General features: G+C 36.8%; 18 protein-coding genes. 3 read left to right on the top strand and 15 right to left on the bottom strand.

Going from position 1 to position 17,806, the window contains the following annotated elements; all coding sequences use genetic code 11:
• Positions 1-7: 7 nt before the first annotated feature.
• Positions 8-712 carry a hypothetical protein gene (locus tag RBU60_RS03170; RefSeq protein ID WP_308863214.1) on the bottom strand — a complete coding sequence of 235 codons (705 nt, stop codon included), beginning with the start codon at positions 710-712 and terminating at the stop codon, positions 8-10.
• Positions 709-1,047, bottom strand: coding sequence for a PadR family transcriptional regulator (locus tag RBU60_RS03165; RefSeq protein WP_308863213.1), 339 nt, complete (start codon positions 1,045-1,047; stop codon positions 709-711). The genes RBU60_RS03170 and RBU60_RS03165 overlap by 4 nt, the downstream gene beginning before the upstream one ends.
• Before the next feature lie 204 nt (positions 1,048-1,251).
• Here RBU60_RS03165 and RBU60_RS03160 point away from each other — a divergent pair, with 204 nt between their 5' ends.
• Together RBU60_RS03160 and RBU60_RS03155 are read left to right on the top strand one after the other, a co-directional pair.
• Positions 1,252-3,045: a T9SS type A sorting domain-containing protein gene (locus tag RBU60_RS03160; protein ID WP_308863212.1), complete on the top strand. Its 1,794-nt coding sequence runs from the start codon at positions 1,252-1,254 to the stop codon at positions 3,043-3,045.
• Positions 3,046-3,119: 74 nt separating this feature from the next.
• Complete coding sequence (locus RBU60_RS03155) at positions 3,120-4,172, top strand: ferredoxin--NADP reductase (RefSeq protein ID WP_308863211.1); 1,053 nt, start codon at positions 3,120-3,122, stop codon at positions 4,170-4,172.
• Positions 4,173-4,580: 408 nt separating this feature from the next.
• Here RBU60_RS03155 and RBU60_RS03150 read toward each other — a convergent pair whose 3' ends face one another.
• The 7 genes from RBU60_RS03150 to RBU60_RS03120 form a co-directional block, all read right to left on the bottom strand.
• Positions 4,581-4,760: a hypothetical protein gene (locus RBU60_RS03150; protein ID WP_308863210.1), complete on the bottom strand. Its 180-nt coding sequence runs from the start codon at positions 4,758-4,760 to the stop codon at positions 4,581-4,583.
• Positions 4,761-4,763: 3 nt separating this feature from the next.
• Complete coding sequence (locus RBU60_RS03145) at positions 4,764-5,660, bottom strand: CPBP family intramembrane glutamic endopeptidase (protein WP_308863209.1); 897 nt, start codon at positions 5,658-5,660, stop codon at positions 4,764-4,766.
• Positions 5,661-6,698 (bottom strand): glycosyltransferase family 9 protein, encoded by a 1,038-nt coding sequence (locus RBU60_RS03140; protein ID WP_308863208.1) that lies wholly within the window; start codon positions 6,696-6,698, stop codon positions 5,661-5,663. It lies immediately after the preceding gene.
• Between the two features lie 10 nt (positions 6,699-6,708).
• Positions 6,709-7,317, bottom strand: coding sequence for a DUF4254 domain-containing protein (locus RBU60_RS03135; RefSeq protein ID WP_308863207.1), 609 nt, complete (start codon positions 7,315-7,317; stop codon positions 6,709-6,711).
• A gap of 147 nt (positions 7,318-7,464) precedes the next feature.
• Complete coding sequence (locus tag RBU60_RS03130) at positions 7,465-8,475, bottom strand: DNA adenine methylase (RefSeq protein WP_308863206.1); 1,011 nt, start codon at positions 8,473-8,475, stop codon at positions 7,465-7,467.
• Positions 8,460-9,101 (bottom strand): hypothetical protein, encoded by a 642-nt coding sequence (locus tag RBU60_RS03125; protein WP_308863205.1) that lies wholly within the window; start codon positions 9,099-9,101, stop codon positions 8,460-8,462. Before RBU60_RS03125 ends, RBU60_RS03130 begins: the two co-directional genes overlap by 16 nt.
• Positions 9,095-10,024 carry a DUF6427 family protein gene (locus RBU60_RS03120; RefSeq protein WP_308863204.1) on the bottom strand — a complete coding sequence of 310 codons (930 nt, stop codon included), beginning with the start codon at positions 10,022-10,024 and terminating at the stop codon, positions 9,095-9,097. Before RBU60_RS03120 ends, RBU60_RS03125 begins: the two co-directional genes overlap by 7 nt.
• Before the next feature lie 47 nt (positions 10,025-10,071).
• Between RBU60_RS03120 and RBU60_RS03115 the strand changes: the two genes are divergently transcribed.
• A complete protein-coding gene (locus RBU60_RS03115; RefSeq protein ID WP_308863203.1) occupies positions 10,072-10,317 on the top strand; it encodes a DUF6341 family protein in 246 nt (81 codons plus the stop codon).
• A 70-nt stretch (positions 10,318-10,387) separates the two neighbouring features.
• On the opposite strand, the gene purD is transcribed toward RBU60_RS03115, so the two are convergent.
• From purD to RBU60_RS03085, 6 genes are all read right to left on the bottom strand, one after another.
• A complete protein-coding gene (gene purD, locus RBU60_RS03110) occupies positions 10,388-11,665 on the bottom strand; it encodes a phosphoribosylamine--glycine ligase (RefSeq protein ID WP_308863202.1) in 1,278 nt (425 codons plus the stop codon).
• A gap of 404 nt (positions 11,666-12,069) precedes the next feature.
• Positions 12,070-13,422: an undecaprenyl-phosphate glucose phosphotransferase gene (locus RBU60_RS03105; RefSeq protein ID WP_308863201.1), complete on the bottom strand. Its 1,353-nt coding sequence runs from the start codon at positions 13,420-13,422 to the stop codon at positions 12,070-12,072.
• A 1-nt stretch (position 13,423) separates the two neighbouring features.
• Positions 13,424-14,416 carry a UDP-glucuronic acid decarboxylase family protein gene (locus tag RBU60_RS03100; protein WP_308863200.1) on the bottom strand — a complete coding sequence of 331 codons (993 nt, stop codon included), beginning with the start codon at positions 14,414-14,416 and terminating at the stop codon, positions 13,424-13,426.
• A gap of 19 nt (positions 14,417-14,435) precedes the next feature.
• A complete protein-coding gene (locus RBU60_RS03095; RefSeq protein WP_308863199.1) occupies positions 14,436-15,851 on the bottom strand; it encodes a UDP-glucose 6-dehydrogenase in 1,416 nt (471 codons plus the stop codon).
• A 4-nt stretch (positions 15,852-15,855) separates the two neighbouring features.
• Positions 15,856-16,602 (bottom strand): WecB/TagA/CpsF family glycosyltransferase, encoded by a 747-nt coding sequence (locus tag RBU60_RS03090; RefSeq protein ID WP_308863198.1) that lies wholly within the window; start codon positions 16,600-16,602, stop codon positions 15,856-15,858.
• Positions 16,603-16,653: 51 nt separating this feature from the next.
• Entirely contained in the window at positions 16,654-17,262 is a 609-nt protein-coding gene (locus tag RBU60_RS03085) for a hypothetical protein (RefSeq protein WP_308863197.1), read from the bottom strand.
• Between the last annotated feature and the right edge of the window lie 544 nt (positions 17,263-17,806).

Here is a 17,806-nt window from a genome sequence, read left to right as displayed (position 1 = left end):
AAGATTGTTACACCTGTTGCCATTTTAATTCGGGGTAAGCTTCCCGAAGTATTTCGTCTCGCTTCCGCGGAAGCAAAAACAGCGTGATGTGAAAAACTAAACCAAAACCAGTAAGAAGTGCGCCATAAATAATACCTACCCAAAAATTTGACATCAAATGATCTGGTATAAATATAAATACCTGAATGGGGAAACCAATATAAGAGCCTACTTGTCCAGCTTGTAAGATTAAGCTTTCTAATAAATAAGGCTTTCGATTATTATTTTTGAGAATGGCCTTTTCCTTTTTTCGTTTCGAAATAAGTGTTGAGAAAAAAACAACTATTAGCGGCAGTAAAAATGCAGCAAGAATAAAAATGCCATTGGGTATTGTGGTAATCATCGTAAATATGATCATAAAACATGCCGCTGTCATAAAAACTTTAGGCAATTTTAGAAATTCTTTCGCTTCTTTCCACATGAGTTGGTAATACCGTTTTTGCATCGCAATTTGTCTAGCTTCCACCACTTCTAAAAAGCCAAAAACACCAAATTTTTTAAATTCCTCTTGTAAAGCGGTTTCAAAATCTTTTTCGGGGTTTTCCTGCCACTGTTCTTCTATGGCATTGGCGAGGTGATCTACCAATTCTAATTGTACATCGTAATAATCTACAAAATGCTGATTGGTAAATTGAAAAAGCCGTTCTAGTTGTTCTTGACTTGCTTTTTTCATCCTAAACTCGGTTTGGGGTCGATAAGTCCGTTCATCGTTTGCATAAAACGCTCCAATTCTTCGAGTTTAGAAACGCTTTCTGTAGTTCCCTTTTGGGTAAGTTTGTAGTATTTGCGCAAGCGGTTATCCACTTTTTTCATTTCCACTTCTAATAAACCCTCGGCTTCCAATTTGTGCAACGCAGGATATAAAGCACCTTCGGTGATGTTTAATTCTCCTTTGGTCAATTCTTTTACGCGCTGCGTAATTTCGTAACCATACATCTTATCTTCCTTAAAAAGCAATTGTAAAATGATGGTAGAGAGACTGCCTTTATATAATTTTGAATTGGACATATGTTGTTTTAACTAGATTTCAAATATACATAAATTCCTTATGCATAAAAATCTTAGGTATTAATTTTTAAAAAAATCATCGACTAAATGCAAAAAAAAAAAGATTGAGTGCTTTTTCGTAAATTTCTTCTTACCTTTAAGTAAACGACTAAAACCATTTATCAAGAAAAAAATTACTCTCATTCCTTTAATAACTTTTTTATAATGTATTACTACTCCCTTAAACTCCAATTTTTATCACTACTCCTACTAATAATCAGTTCATCTATTTTTGCACAAACCTCGCTTTTAGAAAAAGAGATGGGAAGTTATGCTTCACGTAAAAATTTTACACTTGATCCTAGCGGAAATCTCTATAATTTTGGAGGTGTAACTGCCTCTGAAGCCTCCAATATCAATATATTTCCTAACGCAATACAGCAAAACTATAGTGGAGGAGAAAATGATTGCTATATCGAAAAACGCTCTCCAGAAGGAGAGCTTCTTTGGAACACTTTTATAGGTGGCGAAGGTAGAGAAGGAATAGCCGGCGCCCTAGTAAGGGGGTTTGTTTATGTAGTTGGTAGCACTACCAGCACCTCCAATATCTCTACGTCAGGCGCATTTATGGAAGATTTTTTACCTAACACTAGCGGCGGTAACCCTAGTAATAGGTTCATTATGAAATTAAATGAAAATGGTACGAAAGAATGGGCCACCTATTACCGTACTACGGTTGGAGATGCAACAGAACAAATTGTTAATTATACTACAGACAATCTTGGTAACTTCTATATCGTAGGCTTTACCCAAAGCGACGAAAATGTAGCTACCGTAGGGGCCTTTGATGAAAGTTTAGGACAAGCTTCCCAAAAAGGATTTATCACAAAATTTGATGCTAATGGCAATCGCGTTTGGGGTACCTATTATGGTACATCGGGATCTCAAAATGTGACTGGCTTAGATAATATTGCTATAGACCAAGACGGAAATATTATAGTTGGAGGTAATTATTTAGGAAATATGCCAGAAAATTATTTTACCACCTCAGGCACCTATACAGATGGTCAAAATTTGCCCGCAGATGTATTTTTGGCAAAATTTGATCCTCAAGGAAACAGGCTCTGGGGTCTTATGTACGGTGGTGTTGATTTTGAGCAATCGATAGACGTGGCCGTTGACTCCCAAAATAATTATGTTTGGTTTGGTTCTACCCAAAGCCAAGAAGATATCGCCTCTCAGGGAGCCTACCAGGAAACACTTGGCTCTAGCAATCCTATTAATTCTACCAATGATGCTTTTCTAGCCAAATTCGACGAAGATGGAAATCGAATCTGGTCCACCTACTATGGCGGTCAACTTACTGATTCGTATGGAAATGGTTCGGGAACTCTTATTTCTGGTCTTAATAGAAATGTAATTAACTTTGATGAAGACGACAATATTTATTTTGCCAGCCTTACTAAAAGCACCAATCAAATTGCAACGCCAAATACCTTTCAAGACGAACTTGCTTCTGTAGGAAGTTTTGATAGTTATGTGGCAAAATTTAATCCTGCGGGAGAACGCCTTTGGGGAACGTATTTTGGTGGTTTGGGCGATGATAAAACAAGAGGTTTACTCTATGCAGGCAATGATGAATTTTACCTCTTTGGAGAAACCTGTAGTACCGACGGGATTGCTACCTCAAATGCTTGGTATGATCAAGAGTTGGAAAGTGATGTTTCTGGGTTTATAGTTAAATTTATACCTAATACTTTAGGAATTACAGAAAAGACAAACACAGCTTTTTCTGTCTGGCCCAACCCTACCAATGGGGCATTTACTATTTCTGGGAAAGCCAATCAGCTTTTACAGGTCTCTATATATGACGTACACGGAAGAAAAGTACGCGACATTGCCCATCTTAAAGTCAATAGTCCCGTGGTTCTACAACGTAAACTTTCTACAGGGATTTATTTCTTAAACATTAATGCTAAAGAAGACCAAGCTCAAAACCTGAAATTAATCGTCAATTAAAAGCTTTTTATTATTTCACGCTCTTCCTGTTTTAAAAGCGATATACTTTGTATTTTTGTTGAAAATTTTGAAAAATGAAAAATTTTCATCCGTTAACGGTAAAAGAAATCATCAGGGAAACCCCTAAAGCCATTAGCATTGTATTTGAAATTCCTTCTAATTTAGATGAAGTGTTCCATTTTGATGCTGGTCAATATATTACCATCAAAAAGAAATTTGATGATCACGAAGTAAGACGTTCTTATTCTATCTCTTCTACTCCTGGCAGCAGCGAGTTAAAGGTAAGTGTAAAACAAGTAGAGGGCGGTTTATTCTCCTCCTATGCGAATAACACCTTGAAAGAAGGCGATGTGTTAGATGTTTTTCCGCCAGAGGGAAAGTTTGCCTATCAACCTCCTACCAACGGTAAATCGCATGATTATGCTGCTTTTGCTGCAGGAAGCGGAATAACGCCTATTCTTTCGATCTTAAAAAGTGTTTTAAAGAAGGAAAGTCACAGTCGGTTTGTCTTGATTTACGGAAATAAAACGCCTCAAGAAACCATCTATTTTAAAGAGTTGCTAACGATTCAGCAAGAGTTTCCAGATCGCGTATTTATAGAGTTTGTTTACAGTCAAGCAAAAGATAAAGATTCTTTCTTTGGCAGAATTGAACGCAGCACCGTGAATTTTGTACTTAAAAATAAGTTTAAAGGACATCATTTTGAAGCTTTTTATCTTTGCGGACCAGAACCTATGATCGATTTAGTGTCTGAAGTATTAAAGGAAAACGAGATAGAAAAAGAAAAAATTCACTTTGAATTGTTTACCTCTACCGAAACTGGAAAAGTTGAAGCCAAGCTTGAAGGAAAAACTACGATTACCGTGATGGTAGACGATGAGGAAACGGTTTTTGAAATGGATCAAAAGGACTCCATTCTAGATGCCGTGTTGGATAAAGATTTGGACGCTCCTTATTCTTGCCAAGGCGGAATTTGCAGTAGCTGTATCGCTCGCATCACCGAAGGGAAAGCCGAAATGATGAAAAATCAAATCTTAACCGATGCTGAAATTGCAGAAGGCCTCACCCTTACCTGTCAAGCGCATCCTACCACGTCTACGATTAAGATAGATTATGATGATGTATAATTAGTATTGAGAGATGAGTATTGAGAGGTGAGACGTTAAGAATTGCCTCATTATTATCTCAGACCTGTCATGTTGAACTTGCCCAAAGTGAATTCATTCAGGCGGGCTTGCTTCAGCATCTCATCCATATAGAAAATGATAAAACCTCTCTTTAAAAGAGAGGTTTTTTTGTGCTTAATTGATTTTAAAAGTCTAGTTATATACCTGAATTCAATCTAAGAAAATCGTGTCAGTTCGAGTGAAATTTTGAGAAAATTTTGTATCGAGAACAGCGATTTTCGTTCAAAAACTTGTTCTCGATATAATTTTTCTACGAGAAATCATCCGTCCGTAGCCTTTCGGGCGGGATCGAACTCAGTTTGTAAGCTTCAAACAACAAGCGGTATGCTTATAATAAAAAGTTAAAAACTATTCTTGGGTGATGCGCCAAATTTTAGCAACTACATACAGCACAAAAATTCCGATAAGGATATATAATTTTACTCGCTTATTTTTATCGAGTTCTTTAAAACGGTACAAGCTCACCGAAATATATAAAACACATACGCCTACAATGAGGTACGTAAAAATGGGGGTATTTAAATCCATAAATTAGTAAATTAATTCTTCGTTTTTTAATAATTGAAACAATTCTTCGCTATACATATTCACCTCTTCTTTATTATTGGTGTACACTTTTAAGTCATATTTCATAAAAGGAACACTTTCTACCCAAGGCTCATCCTCTTTAGATAAAGTAGAAGTTTCTATATGTAAACGATTTGCTTTATTCAAGCGCATATTGGTGAGGTACAAAGTATCTTTAGTTCTCTTTCTAGTAAAACTTCCCTCGGTACTTTTAGCATAAGGAATCTCTTGGTATTCTATGGTCAAGTGTTTACTTTCTGCGGTATGCTTTTCTGGAGAAGGGTATTGCAAAGCCATAAAAAGCAACAACATTAATAAGCCATTGTAAAAAGCGTGAAATAACATCGCTTTTATCAACCCGAAGTTAATGGTGATCCACAATAAAATAAGTCCCATTCCAAACTGAGCCAGAATAGCTACCACCCCAAGCGAAGTGATAAAATCTTGGGCGGTATAATGAATCCCCGCAAACAACACTGCATTCATCACCAATAAGAGGTTAATGCGTTTTTTACCACTCCGGTCATTTAAGTAAACACTAAGAATGTAGAGCAAGAGCAACGCCAGACTAAAGTAACTAAACGACAAGCCTATAAAGATCAGCAACACAATAAAAGAAGTGATTCTTAACCAGCGTTGGGGAGTAAAAAAACCTCGAAAAGCAACTTCCTCAAAAAGCGGAGCGACAATCACTCCCAAAATCACAAACAAGCCAAAAGACAAGTTTTCCCCCAACATATCTCTAGAAATAGGCGGATAGTCAATTCCCAATGCTGCAAATACCATTTGCAATAAAATAAGCAAAGCAAAACTGGCAATACCCAGCTTTAGCAACCAGTTTTTTAAGGTTTTTTTAAACATTTACAGGTAGGATTTTGCTTTCTCTATAATTTCCCTTGGCGGAATTGATTTCATCACATCTTCATAGCCGCTTACTTCTTTGTTGCCATAGATAGAGGTTGGTAAAAACGGATATTGCGTTAAATCTGGAAGTATTTGTTGTGCTGGAGTCTGCTGAAAAGGGGCAAATCCTGCATACGGATGCGTATTTCCCCAAATGCTAATCACAGGCACTTGATACATTGCAGCCATATGTCCGTTGCCGCTATCCATCGAAATCATCAGGTCTAAATTGGCGATGATATGCAACTCTTCCGCGAAAGCGAAAATTCCCACTAGACTGCTCACGTTTTCATATTTTTCGGCTAGAGGTTCTAGCAACTGTCGTTCTTGATTTCCGCCACCAAATAAAAAGATATGCAGGTTGTTTTCTTCGTTTAAAGCGACAATCACTTCTTCCATTAAGTCTAGCGGATACATTTTGGTTTCATGCGCCGCAAACGGAGCGATACCTATCCACTTCTTAACATTCTGACCTATATACTCCTGAAACTGCTTAGGCAATTGTGGTTTTTCAAAACTGATTTCTTGATCTAAATCTATAGGAAAACCTAATTGCTCAAAAACGGCAGCATAACGTTGCTGCGTGGTTTTTAAAGGGGTGATTGTTTTGGGTGCTAATTGGGTAAGTGCTTTTTTTTCTGCTCTGCCTTTATCTATCGACGCCGATTTAATTCCGTAAAGGAAAAAGAAAAAACGCAGCATTTTAGAGCGCAACACATCATGCACATCAGCTACCGCATCTACATCTAAGGCTTTGATCTCTTTGGCCAGGCTCCATAAACCCATGATGCCTTTATGCTCGGTTTTCACCTCAGCGACCAACACATTTACCTGGGGTAAATCCTGAAAAAGCTTTCCAAAGAAAGGCTTGGTCACGACAGTTACTTTTAGGTCTGGATATTGCTGAAGCAGTCTGCGCAATACCGGCACCAACATTGCCACATCGCCCAAGGCAGAAAGTCTAATGATGGCGATGTGTTGAGTACTATTTTTCACCTAATGTGAATTATTTTTGACCTCTTAAAACGGGGTTTAATTCGTCGTCATTGTACATTTTCATCTGCTTGTACACCTTCATGTATTTATCTCCGTTTTCAATATCTTGTAGCAATTGATCGATGGCAGTCGATAAATCTACACGCTGCTCTAACAACACGTCTAACTTTGCTTTACACGCCATTTGATGTTTTTGAGAAGCATCCTCGCGTGTTGCTTCTTCATTCATATGGTATATTTTAAGCGCCAAAATAGACAAACGGTCTACACCCCAAGCCGGACTTTCGGTATTGATCGTTGCGTCTGCTTTTGGAGTAGCCTCTTTGTATTTTTCTAAGAAATAAGAATCGATATACTCCACCATATCGGTACGATCTTGGTTGGAAGCATCAATTTTACGCTTTAATTTTAAAGCCGAAACAGGATCAATTTCTGGATCGCGAATAATGTCTTCGTAATGCCATTGCACGGTATCTATCCAAGATTTACGGTAAAGCAAATGCGCTAATAAATCTTCATTTTCTCCATACGGATTGCTAAATTCTTGATCTACCGTATTGATGACGTGGTATTTTTCTATTACTTCTTCAAATATTTTATTCGCTTTGTCTGAAAACATAGTGTTTAGTTTTAGGACCTCTAAAAAGGTTATTTCTTTGTGATTTTTCAAAAGTAAGGATATTATCTCAAATAGTAGATAAAACGAGTGATTTACGGTTTTGAGAATAAAGTGGAAATTGAAGATTTGGAAAACGTATAAATAGCTCTACTTCTTCAGAATATGCAAGTATTCTTGCGTAGCGCTAGCTTTATGGTTTCTGCTTTCGGTTTTATCGGCTTTAAAACGCTGATAGTCTTTTACTTCCAGGCTATAGTTTCCGTATTTTTGCATAATCGTTTTAATGAGCTCTGGCGGCATGAGACCTTCGTTATTGTAGCTTAAAAAAATAGTGGAAAATTGCGCCGATTTAATCAATTCTTCAAACTGCTGCGCTACTTCTCCTTTTCTACAATACGCCGATTTATAATAATCTCGCAAACCCGTTTTTCCTCTGGGCACAAAGCGGTCATATTTTGCAATCGTCGTTAGCAAGTGATAATTAGCGCCATATTGTCTAGCATTGTAAGGCGGATCTAGGTATAAAATATCTCCGCTAATCTCTTTCACCAACGCATTTCCGTCTTTTTGAAACACCTCGTGTGAAGAAGCCGTAAGATCAAATTCTGCCCCAAGGATTTTTATGGGTTTTGCCGCCGATTTCTTTATCTTTTTTAAATATGCCCCGTAAACCGATGCTGTATTTGCCACCTTATCGGCACTTTCTAACAAAGAAGCCAGCAAGAAATAATACATAGGAGGATCTATTTCTCCTTCAGTTTTCCAGACTTCTATTTGTTGTCTTACCGCATCAATTTTTTGAGCATTGTGTTGGGAAAAAAACAAACGATGGGCGGTTCCGTTTTCGCCGTATTCCTGTGCGATAAAGCCTTCTTTAGGAGCTAGATTTTCTAATTTTTCTATGTAATCACGCTTCCGCGGAAGTGATACGTGGTTCCCTATATAATTTTGCAACAATATGTAGCTATAGAATTCTACATCATTCGCAATGACTTGCTTTACGAGTGGCTTAAAAGTTCTTCCTACTCTTCCCGTTCCTGCAAATAAATCGCAAAAAACAGCATCTTTTAAAGGAGTAGAAACCTGCTGTGATACCACGTCCAAAATCCAAGCGGAAAGTTTATTTTTAGAACCGATGTAATTCATTGTACTGCCCAAATAATATCGGATAAAGCCGATTTTTCATTCCAATTTAATGGCGTTAATAGAGAAGCCTCAAAGGTACTTACATATTTTTGAATGATGCTTTGCAACCAAGTGATTTCTGCTTTCAGTTTCCAATGCTCGCCATCTTGTGCATAAACCACCAAAAACAATCGGTTTTCGAGGTGTTTTCGCTGCTGCTGACTTTGGTTTTTATACAACCAATTCAGTAATTCTTCTTTGTGGTTTTGAGCATAATAAAGCGTCTGCTTAAATCCCTTAGGAAAAACAGAAGTTTTGTGGTCAAAATCAATTCCGCTAAGGTTAAAATCCACCAATCTATCTTTGGGATTTAGGGCAGGAACTACGCCTTCAATTTGAGTGAAAATTTTCTCTACCGCCATAGCGCTCCAGAAATTATACCAGCGGTTGGCGGCATATTGAAACAGCTCTTTTTTATCTAAATCATAAGCTTCAATTGTAGCTTTCATCACTTCGACTACCGGTTCCCAATGCGGTGTTTTATATATAAAATTGGTATAGTCATCCCAAATATTATTTTGTTTTCTTCCCCATTCATATGGATAAGCATGTCGCTTCTTCAATTCTTGCTCTATGTCGAAAAGAGAAAGATCTACCATAACATAAAAGGAATTATAAGCACGGCTAGAATCAAGATGGCCAAAGCAATTTCTTTAATGAGTTTTAAGCCTTTTTCTTCCAAAAAAATGACTCCCATCATACTAATTCCTAACATAGGAAAAAGTAGTTCGGCTCCGGTTTTTTGCGGAGCCAAAACCACTATGAGTAAGCCAATGATAAAAAACAGAAGAATTAGAAACAACATGGCTTTTCTTTTTCTAATCGTATTTTGCATCTCTTTTAGAAAGAAAAAGAGACTTATTAGCGTAAATAAAGTGATTATAATTAAAGGAATAAGCACGTAAGCTTCCTGATAGATTGCAATATTAAGATCAGGAATCACCAAAAATTGGCTTAACGGAAAAGTTATATCGAGTACCAAAAGATAGCCTGCGGTCACCAAAAGATACGTGCAAATAAGAGCTACAAAAGGAATAAGAAAATTTTTAAAATCTTGGGTGGCGTAATAGAAAATACTAACAAAAGGAAGGATTAGAAAAAACAAGCTTAACGGATAGAATAAACTCGCAACGGCAATCCACATAGAGGCGTCAAATATTTTCTTTTTAATCTCTAAGCCAGATTTTAAGCTAATTATTTTTCGCAATGCCAATAACACAAAAAATGCAGAAACAAGAATTTCACTGGCTTTTAAAACGGGCAATAAGAGCATGGTTAAAAGACCGAAGAGTAAAATTGCAAAGCTATTCTTTTTGCTGATTCCGTTACGTTTAACGATAAAATTTAAGATAAACATCAACAGAAGATAGATGATTAAATAGCCTGTTTTTTCTGCGATAAGTGGCCATGAAAAAGCTTCATCCAACCTAAAAAAATTGGCTGAAATAAAGTAAATCGTCATGAAAACACCTACAATTAAAAAATTGATAGGTTTAGATTTCTTAAAAAAGCTTGCTAACATAGAGTAATTTCTTACTTTTGTAGAAACTTATAACAAAGTTCCCAACGATGAAAGATTTTTTTGAACTTATTGCATCTCTTTTTGAAGATGTCTTGTTTGTACCCTTTGACGCTATTCGTGAATTAGAGTTATCTAGCTGGTTTGCCGCTAACGGCTTAAACTTTATTTTTATACTTATTGGAGCAGTAGCTTTTGTTTACTGGATGCTTCAACTGAAAAAATTTAATGATAACAACGAAGAGGACCGTTCTGTAAAAGCACATGTGTTTTTAGGAAAAAACGCTAAGTACTAGCTTATACCAAGGTAAACAGATAATGTCGCAATTAAATCGTCTCTTTTATTCTTAATACGACATTACATATTTAACTTAATATTAGGTCTTTTCCTAAATCTTTTCTATAATACATCTTATCAAAATGTAGCTTTTCTACGTTTTGATAAGATTTTTTTAGCGCTTCTTGGTAATCTTTTCCAAATGAAGTCACCGCCATTACCCGACCTCCATTCGTTACTACCTTTCCGTTTTCTTCTTTCGTTCCTGCATGAAAAACGATAGCGTCTTCTATATTTTCCAATCCTGTAATTTCTTTTCCTTTTTCATAAGCTTCTGGATAACCTCCCGAAACACACATGACCGTAGTCGCAGCTCTTTCATCTATCTCTAAACTCGCTGATGCCAATTCTTGTTGCCCTACTTTTTGTAATAATTCTACCAAATCTGTTTTTACTCGGGGTAAAACCACTTCGGTTTCTGGATCGCCCATTCGCACATTGTATTCTATCACGTAAGGATCATCTCCTACCTTAATTAAGCCTATAAAAATAAAGCCTTTGTAATCTATCTCTTCTTTTAGAAGTCCGTTTACCGTTGGTTTAACAATGCGTTCTTCAATTTTTCGCATCAATGCTTCATCGGCAAAAGGTACAGGAGAAATCGCTCCCATTCCGCCCGTGTTTAAACCGGTATCTCCTTCGCCAATGCGTTTGTAGTCTTTTGCAGTAGGTAAAATTTTATAGTCTTTCCCGTCGGTTAAGACAAAAACACTCAGTTCTATTCCGTCTAAAAATTCTTCAATCACGACCGTATGACTCGCATTTCCAAATTTTCCGCTTAGCATTTGTTCCAATTCCGCTTTAGCTTCGTCTAACTCCTCCAAGATCAAAACTCCTTTTCCTCCAGCCAAACCATCGGCTTTAAGTACGTAAGGTGCTTTTAAAGTTTCTAGAAATTTCTTTCCTGCTGCTAAACTTTCTTTGGTGAAACTCTCGTAAGCTGCGGTAGGAACGTTGTGCATCGCCATAAATTCTTTGGCTCTTTCTTTGCTTCCTTCTAGTAAAGCGCCGCGTTTAGACGGACCTATTAACATCACGTCTTTTAAGGCTTCATCTTCCGTAAAGAAATCATAAATTCCGTTCACCAAAGGATCTTCTGGTCCTACCACCACCATCTGAATCTCTTTTTCTATGACCGTCGCTTTTATCGCTTCAAAATCGTTCACATTTAGAGCAATATTAGTGGCTATTTTTGCGGTTCCAGCATTTCCTGGAGCTACGTATAACTGACTGCAATGCGTGCTTTTAGTCATTTGGTAGGCAAAAGTATGTTCTCTCCCGCCAGAACCTAGAATAAGAATGTTCATTGTATATGGTTTTGTTTGTGACTTCAAAAATAATTGTTTGCAAATTGACGCCCTAATGTTTTGTTGAAAAATAGACTTTATATTCTGGAATATAAAATGAGAGTTTTGTTCCCTGTGGATTCTCTTATCTTTAGCAGAACTTATTTTGGAAATTTTAAAATGGCAAGCCAAAAATCACATAAACTCTCAGCAATTAGAATTATACCTCAAAATTAGCCATTGGATTTGAAAACATATTTTTTCAAGTTCAAGGGAAAAAACGCAGTCATAGCCTTAGCTATGCCGAGCCTGCCTGTCCACCCGGATGATACGTTCGGACGGGCCGGCATAGGCAGGTATTTTTTGCGCAAATTGGCAAGATATGTTCAACTATATAGCTCATTTTGAGATAAAATTGGTAAAACTTAATAAGCTTTGTCATCTCCTTTTATCGCGTCGTAAACGGTTTGGAAAACAATCTTTAAGTCTAATAGCAAAGACCAGTTTTCTAAGTAGAAAATATCATATCGCACGCGGTTAATGATATCTGCTTCGGTTTCTACTTCTCCGCGAAAACCACTAGTTTGCGCAAGTCCCGTAATTCCTGGTTTTATAAAGTGCCTTACCATAAATTTATCGATTCGTTCGGCATACATATGTGTGTGACTTACCATATGGGGTCTTGGCCCTACCACAGACATGTCTCCTAAAAGCACATTGTAAAACTGTGGCATTTCGTCTATACTGGTTTTTCTAATGAATTTCCCCACTCTAGTAATTCGCTTATCTCCTCTTTTTACCTGGTGTAAATCTGCTTGAGGATTTTCTCGCATAGAGCGGAATTTATAACAATAGAATTCTTTATAATCCAATCCGTTTCTTTTTTGCCTGAAAAAAATAGGCCCCTTTGATTCCATTCGGATAAAGATGGCTAAAATGGGAGTAAGCCAAGAAAGTATGCATACAATCACCAAAATAGACATTATAATATCAAATGCTCTTTTAATAAACTTGTTTAACGAATCGTCAATAGGAATATTCCGTAAAGAAAGAATAGGAAGGTATCCATAATACTCCATTTTTAATTGGCGGGTATAAATGTCTTTATTATCTGGAAGAAACTTGAGCGGTCTTAAATTATTGTCGGCAAACTCAATCACCTGATTGAGTTGCTCATTATTCAATTCGGCTACCGAACAATAAATCTCGTTGATTTCATTATCCAAAATCCAATCAAACACTTCTTCTAGATCAAAATCTTCCGATGAAAAATCGACTAGTCTTTTGTACTGGTATCCATACTCTGTATTAGATTTAAAGAAATCTCTTAAGGTTCTAGTACGCTGATTATCTCCTAAAATTATGGTCGTTCTATAGTTCCCTCCTAAATATTTACGGTAACGTTTCAGTAAATAAAAAATGAAGAGCTTGATGATTAAAATGCTAGCAAACACTTTTCCTACGTAAAAGAAAATCTCTTTTCTAGGCCGACTTAATTCTCCGAAAAACCCAAAGAATGAAAAAATAAACAATCCAAAAATAACGGCTTGTAAAAAGTTAAGAGAGATAATCTTAGTCACTTTTGTAAAGCGGTAAACTTCATAAAAGTCGGTTTTAATAGACATCACCAACCAGCCTATGGTAACAAAAATGGTGAAATTAAAATAGTCTGCAAGTGGTAACTTGAATTGCAAGGCAAATAGTAAAATCACTGCGATATCTATAAGATAAACCAGTGGACGTAAATAAGCAGAATATCTCCCTTGCTTAATCTGCATACTATTTTCTTATGTGTTTACTAAAATCCTTATGCGCCTTTTTAGTGAGCTCTTTTGGCGATAGACTTTTAAAATAGTTATAGGTAATTTTCATCCCTTCCTGCCTGTTTACCAGAGGCTCCCAACCTAAAACTTCTTTAGCTCGAGAAATATCGGGCTGGCGTTGCATAGGATCATCTTTGGGTAAATCTTGATAAATCACTTTTTGACTGGTACCCGTTAATTTTATAATCTCTTCGGCAAAATCTTTGATGGTAATTTCGTAAGGGTTGCCTATATTCACTGGTTCTACATAATCACTAAGCAATAATTTGTAAATTCCTTCTATTTGATCGCTTACAAAACAAAATGAACGGGTTTGTGAACCATCACCAAATATAGTTAAGTCTTCCCCGCGCAACGCCTGACCTATAAACGCTGGTATCACCCTCCCGTCATTAAGTCGCATTCTTGGACCATACGTATTAAATATTCTTACGATACGGGTTTCCAAACCGTGAAAGCGGTGATACGCCATCGTTATGGATTCCTGAAAACGCTTGGCTTCATCATAAACCCCACGCGGACCAATGGTATTTACATTGCCGTAATACTCTTCGGTTTGCGGATGAACCAAAGGATCTCCATACACTTCGGAAGTACTGGCAATTAGTATTCTAGCATTTTTTTCTTTAGCCAAGCCGAGTAAATTATGCGTTCCCAAGCTTCCTACTTTTAGCGTCTGAATAGGGATTTTAAGGTAATCTATGGGACTGGCGGGACTCGCAAAATGAAGAATGTAATCTAAATCTCCAGCTACGTGTACAAACTTAGTCACATCGTGGTGATAGAATTCAAATTGTTCTAACTGAAAAAGATGCTCTATATTTTTTAAATCTCCTGTAATCAAGTTATCCATCGCCAAAACATGGTAGTCTTCGGCAATAAATTTATCGCAAAGATGAGATCCTAAAAATCCGGCAGCTCCCGTAATTAAAACTCTTTTTCTATTCATTTTATCTTCAGCTAAAGCATTATAAATTTTTATTACTACTTCCTATTTTGTAGCATACAAAGCCTATTTCTTCCAACGGTGGAATATCTAAAATTCCTCTTCCATCAAATAGAAAGGCTGGTTTTTGCATCTGATCGTATATTTTTTGCCAATCATAAGTTTTAAACTCATCCCATTCGGTTAAAATGGCAATGGCGTGAGCATCTTTACAAGCTTCATAAGGATCTTGGTTCACTAGGAGTCCGTTACGGGTTTCTTCAGCAGAACGCGTATTCAGGTAATCTAAATCGGTATACATTTGTTCGGCATTTACCTTAGGATCGTACACCGAAATTTGTGATTGTTCGCTCAGTAATTCATCGGCGACATAAATAGCGGCAGACTCTCGAGTATCATTGGTATCTTTTTTGAATGCCCACCCCAAGAAAGCAATCTTTTTACCCGAAACCGTATTAAACAAGGTACTAATAATGTTATGAGCAAAGCGTCTTTTTTGATGATCATTCATAATAATCACTTGCTCCCAATAATCGGCTACCTCTTCTAAACCGTATGTTTTAGCAATGTAAACCAAGTTTAAAATATCTTTTTGAAAGCATGAACCTCCAAAACCAACGGAAGCTTTTAAAAATTTGGATCCAATACGTGAATCCATTCCAATAGCTTTGGCCACTTCATTCACATCTGCTTCTGTTTTCTCACAAAGTTCAGACAAAGAATTGATTGAGGAAACACGTTGAGCTAAAAAAGCATTTGCCGTAAGTTTAGAAAGTTCTGAAGACCATACATTGGTGGTTAAAATACGTTGTTTGGGCACCCAGTCGGCATAGATATTTACCAAAGCCGCTATGGCTTCTTTTCCTTCTGAAGTAGTGTTATCTCCTCCAATCAACACTCGATCTGGGTTTAATAAATCGGTTACTGCGGTCCCTTCTGCTAAAAATTCTGGATTAGATAAAATTTGGAATTTCACCTTGTTGTCATTACTTGTATTGTCTAAAATACTTTTAATAGCTGAAGCTGTTCTTACTGGAAGTGTTGATTTTTCGACCACAATTTTATCGGTGGTCGCTACACGTGCAATTTGACGCGCACAAAGTTCTATATATTTTAAATCTGCGGCCATGCCTTTGCCTTTCCCGTAGGTTTTGGTAGGCGTATTCACCGAGATAAAAATCATATCAGCTTCATCTATGGCTTGGTCTACTTGCGTAGAAAAAAATAAATTTCTGCCTCTAGCTTCTTCCACCACTTTGTCTAAGCCGGGTTCATACACCGGAAGTTTAGACAAGTCTTTATTGTTCCAGGCATTTATCCTATGCTCATTAATATCTACTACGGTGACTTTAACTTGAGGACATTTTTGTGCAATCACAGCCATAGTTGGACCTCCAACATAGCCTGCGCCTATGCAACAAATATTTTTGATTTTCATGATCTTACTTGTCTTTAGAATGAAATCTCTCTTTAAATACCAAATATAGAAACTTTGAGTTTCCTACGAGGTACCTTTTCCACATGCGTTTGGGTTCTTGCAAAAATCGGTAAAACCATTCCAGTCCGCTTTTTTGCATCCAAAGCGGAGCTCTTTTCGTCTTTCCTGAAATTACGTCAAAACTACCTCCCACCCCCATAATAAAGGGAATTGAACTTAGTGCTTCTCGATGCTTGTGCAAAAATATCTCTTTTTTTGGAGAGCTCATGGCTACAAACAACATATCTGCTTTAGAGTGAACGATGTGATCTACGATTTGTTTTTCTTCGGAAGTAGAAAAATATCCATTTCTAAATCCTGCTATAATTTTGGAATCGCATTGTTTTTCAAATTTCGTTACGACAGCTTCTACTACCTCCTGTTTAGCTCCCAATAAGTAAATACTAAACTGTTTTTGATGAGCAAGTTCTACTAAGTTAACAAATAAATCTATTCCGGCAACGCGTTCTTTTAAGGGCTTTTTTAAAAGCTTAGAAGCCCAAATCACCGCTTGGCCGTCGGCGTTAATCAAATCAGCTTCATTTACGCTCTTGCGCAAGACCTCATCGGTTTGCATGGCGACAATCTTACCGGCATTTACTACGGTATGATGTATAGGTTTATGGTACACAATACTTTCCTCGATTTGCTGCAAGGTTTCTTGCATGCTGAGGTTATCTACAAACGTATTAAGCAGATGTATGCGTGGCATGGACATAAATTTAAAGCGGTAAAAGTACTGTTTTATCCTTTTTTAAATGATTTAGACTGGTTTTAATTTTTGATTACTTCGTATAGTGTGAGAAGTGAGCTCACGTTCTTTTATTACTAATTTTAAAAGTATTAAATAGATGGGAACCGAGGCATTATAAAAAAAATTTCCTGTTATAAGTGGTACCGTTAAAAGCACCACATAGAAAGCGATTTCTCGAGCCTTTAGGCTGAAATTGAAGTAGTTTTTAAAAAATAGATAGAGGTAGAGTAGCATCCCAAAGGCTCCGAAGTACAAAAATAAATCGATTAACTCTAGCTGCGGTCTAGCTAAAGGCTGTGATAAACCTCCTATAAAATAATGAAGAGTTCTCCAGTTTTCCTGAATATAAGGTAGCGTATCTTTCATTAAAAGCTCATTCCGGTAAGATAAAACCGCACTTAGCCAACCATCTTCTTGAATGATACCCGTAAACAATTCCGAAGAGAATAAAAGAAACATACTGGCAATCCCCAAGAAAATAACACCAAGGGTTAGAGACCATTTTATTTTTTTAGGCACTTGAAGACTAAGCAAAGCCACGAGACTAAATAACAATATTCCTAAATAAATAGATTTGGTTCCCGTACAAAGTGCGGCGATTAGTGTAAGCCAAAACAAAACCCTTTTAAAATAAGTTTTAGGAAAGCGTATTAAAAAATAAAGAAAAGCCACTAAATAAAAATAAGTGCTATTTGATGATACCATAAGCAGGCCATTATATCCCCATCGGCCGCCTAAATAAGCCTTGAAAAGTGATAGATTGAAAATGACCGCTAAAAGAATAACTAGGTTATTAACCCATAAAAAGAGTTCCCAGAATTTAAATATAGGATTAAGGTTCCTTAGATTTAATTGTTGAAAATCAGCAAAGAACATGATCATTATCAAAAAGAAAAAATACCGACTAAATCCAATCACAGAAGAGAATACGAACGCATCTGGCAAAAAAAACTGTCCTAAGACAAAGCATGCAATAAGTAGGACTGGCAGAAGGAGCTTACGCGGATTTTTAATAAGAAATATTCCTAACATAAGGCCCAAAGCGAGTAATTTTACCGCTTTTTGAACGATAAAATCACCATTTACATAAAAATAGTAGATTTTATTGAAGGCTTCTACTGAAATAAAAATCAGTAGAAAATAAAAAAACAAGCTAGCTTTA

The organism is Mesonia profundi, assembly GCF_031085155.1.
Taxonomy (GTDB): domain Bacteria; phylum Bacteroidota; class Bacteroidia; order Flavobacteriales; family Flavobacteriaceae; genus Mesonia; species Mesonia profundi.
Note: the sequence above shows the minus strand (reverse complement) of the source record. Positions and strands in the feature narration are given on the sequence as shown.

Excerpts from the sequence above, each read along its gene's own strand:
- RBU60_RS03170 (WP_308863214.1), bottom strand. The coding sequence starts at position 712 with ATGAAAAAAGCAAGTCAAGAACAACTAGAACGGCTTTTTCAATTTACC.
- RBU60_RS03165 (WP_308863213.1), bottom strand. The coding sequence starts at position 1,047 with ATGTCCAATTCAAAATTATATAAAGGCAGTCTCTCTACCATCATTTTA.
- RBU60_RS03160 (WP_308863212.1), top strand. The coding sequence starts at position 1,252 with ATGTATTACTACTCCCTTAAACTCCAATTTTTATCACTACTCCTACTA.
- RBU60_RS03155 (WP_308863211.1), top strand. The coding sequence starts at position 3,120 with ATGAAAAATTTTCATCCGTTAACGGTAAAAGAAATCATCAGGGAAACC.
- RBU60_RS03150 (WP_308863210.1), bottom strand. The coding sequence starts at position 4,760 with ATGGATTTAAATACCCCCATTTTTACGTACCTCATTGTAGGCGTATGT.
- RBU60_RS03145 (WP_308863209.1), bottom strand. The coding sequence starts at position 5,660 with ATGTTTAAAAAAACCTTAAAAAACTGGTTGCTAAAGCTGGGTATTGCC.
- RBU60_RS03135 (WP_308863207.1), bottom strand. The coding sequence starts at position 7,317 with ATGTTTTCAGACAAAGCGAATAAAATATTTGAAGAAGTAATAGAAAAA.
- RBU60_RS03125 (WP_308863205.1), bottom strand. The coding sequence starts at position 9,101 with ATGGTAGATCTTTCTCTTTTCGACATAGAGCAAGAATTGAAGAAGCGA.
- RBU60_RS03120 (WP_308863204.1), bottom strand. The coding sequence starts at position 10,024 with ATGTTAGCAAGCTTTTTTAAGAAATCTAAACCTATCAATTTTTTAATT.
- RBU60_RS03115 (WP_308863203.1), top strand. The coding sequence starts at position 10,072 with ATGAAAGATTTTTTTGAACTTATTGCATCTCTTTTTGAAGATGTCTTG.
- purD (WP_308863202.1), bottom strand. The coding sequence starts at position 11,665 with ATGAACATTCTTATTCTAGGTTCTGGCGGGAGAGAACATACTTTTGCC.
- RBU60_RS03105 (WP_308863201.1), bottom strand. The coding sequence starts at position 13,422 with ATGCAGATTAAGCAAGGGAGATATTCTGCTTATTTACGTCCACTGGTT.
- RBU60_RS03100 (WP_308863200.1), bottom strand. The coding sequence starts at position 14,416 with ATGAATAGAAAAAGAGTTTTAATTACGGGAGCTGCCGGATTTTTAGGA.
- RBU60_RS03095 (WP_308863199.1), bottom strand. The coding sequence starts at position 15,851 with ATGAAAATCAAAAATATTTGTTGCATAGGCGCAGGCTATGTTGGAGGT.
- RBU60_RS03090 (WP_308863198.1), bottom strand. The coding sequence starts at position 16,602 with ATGCCACGCATACATCTGCTTAATACGTTTGTAGATAACCTCAGCATG.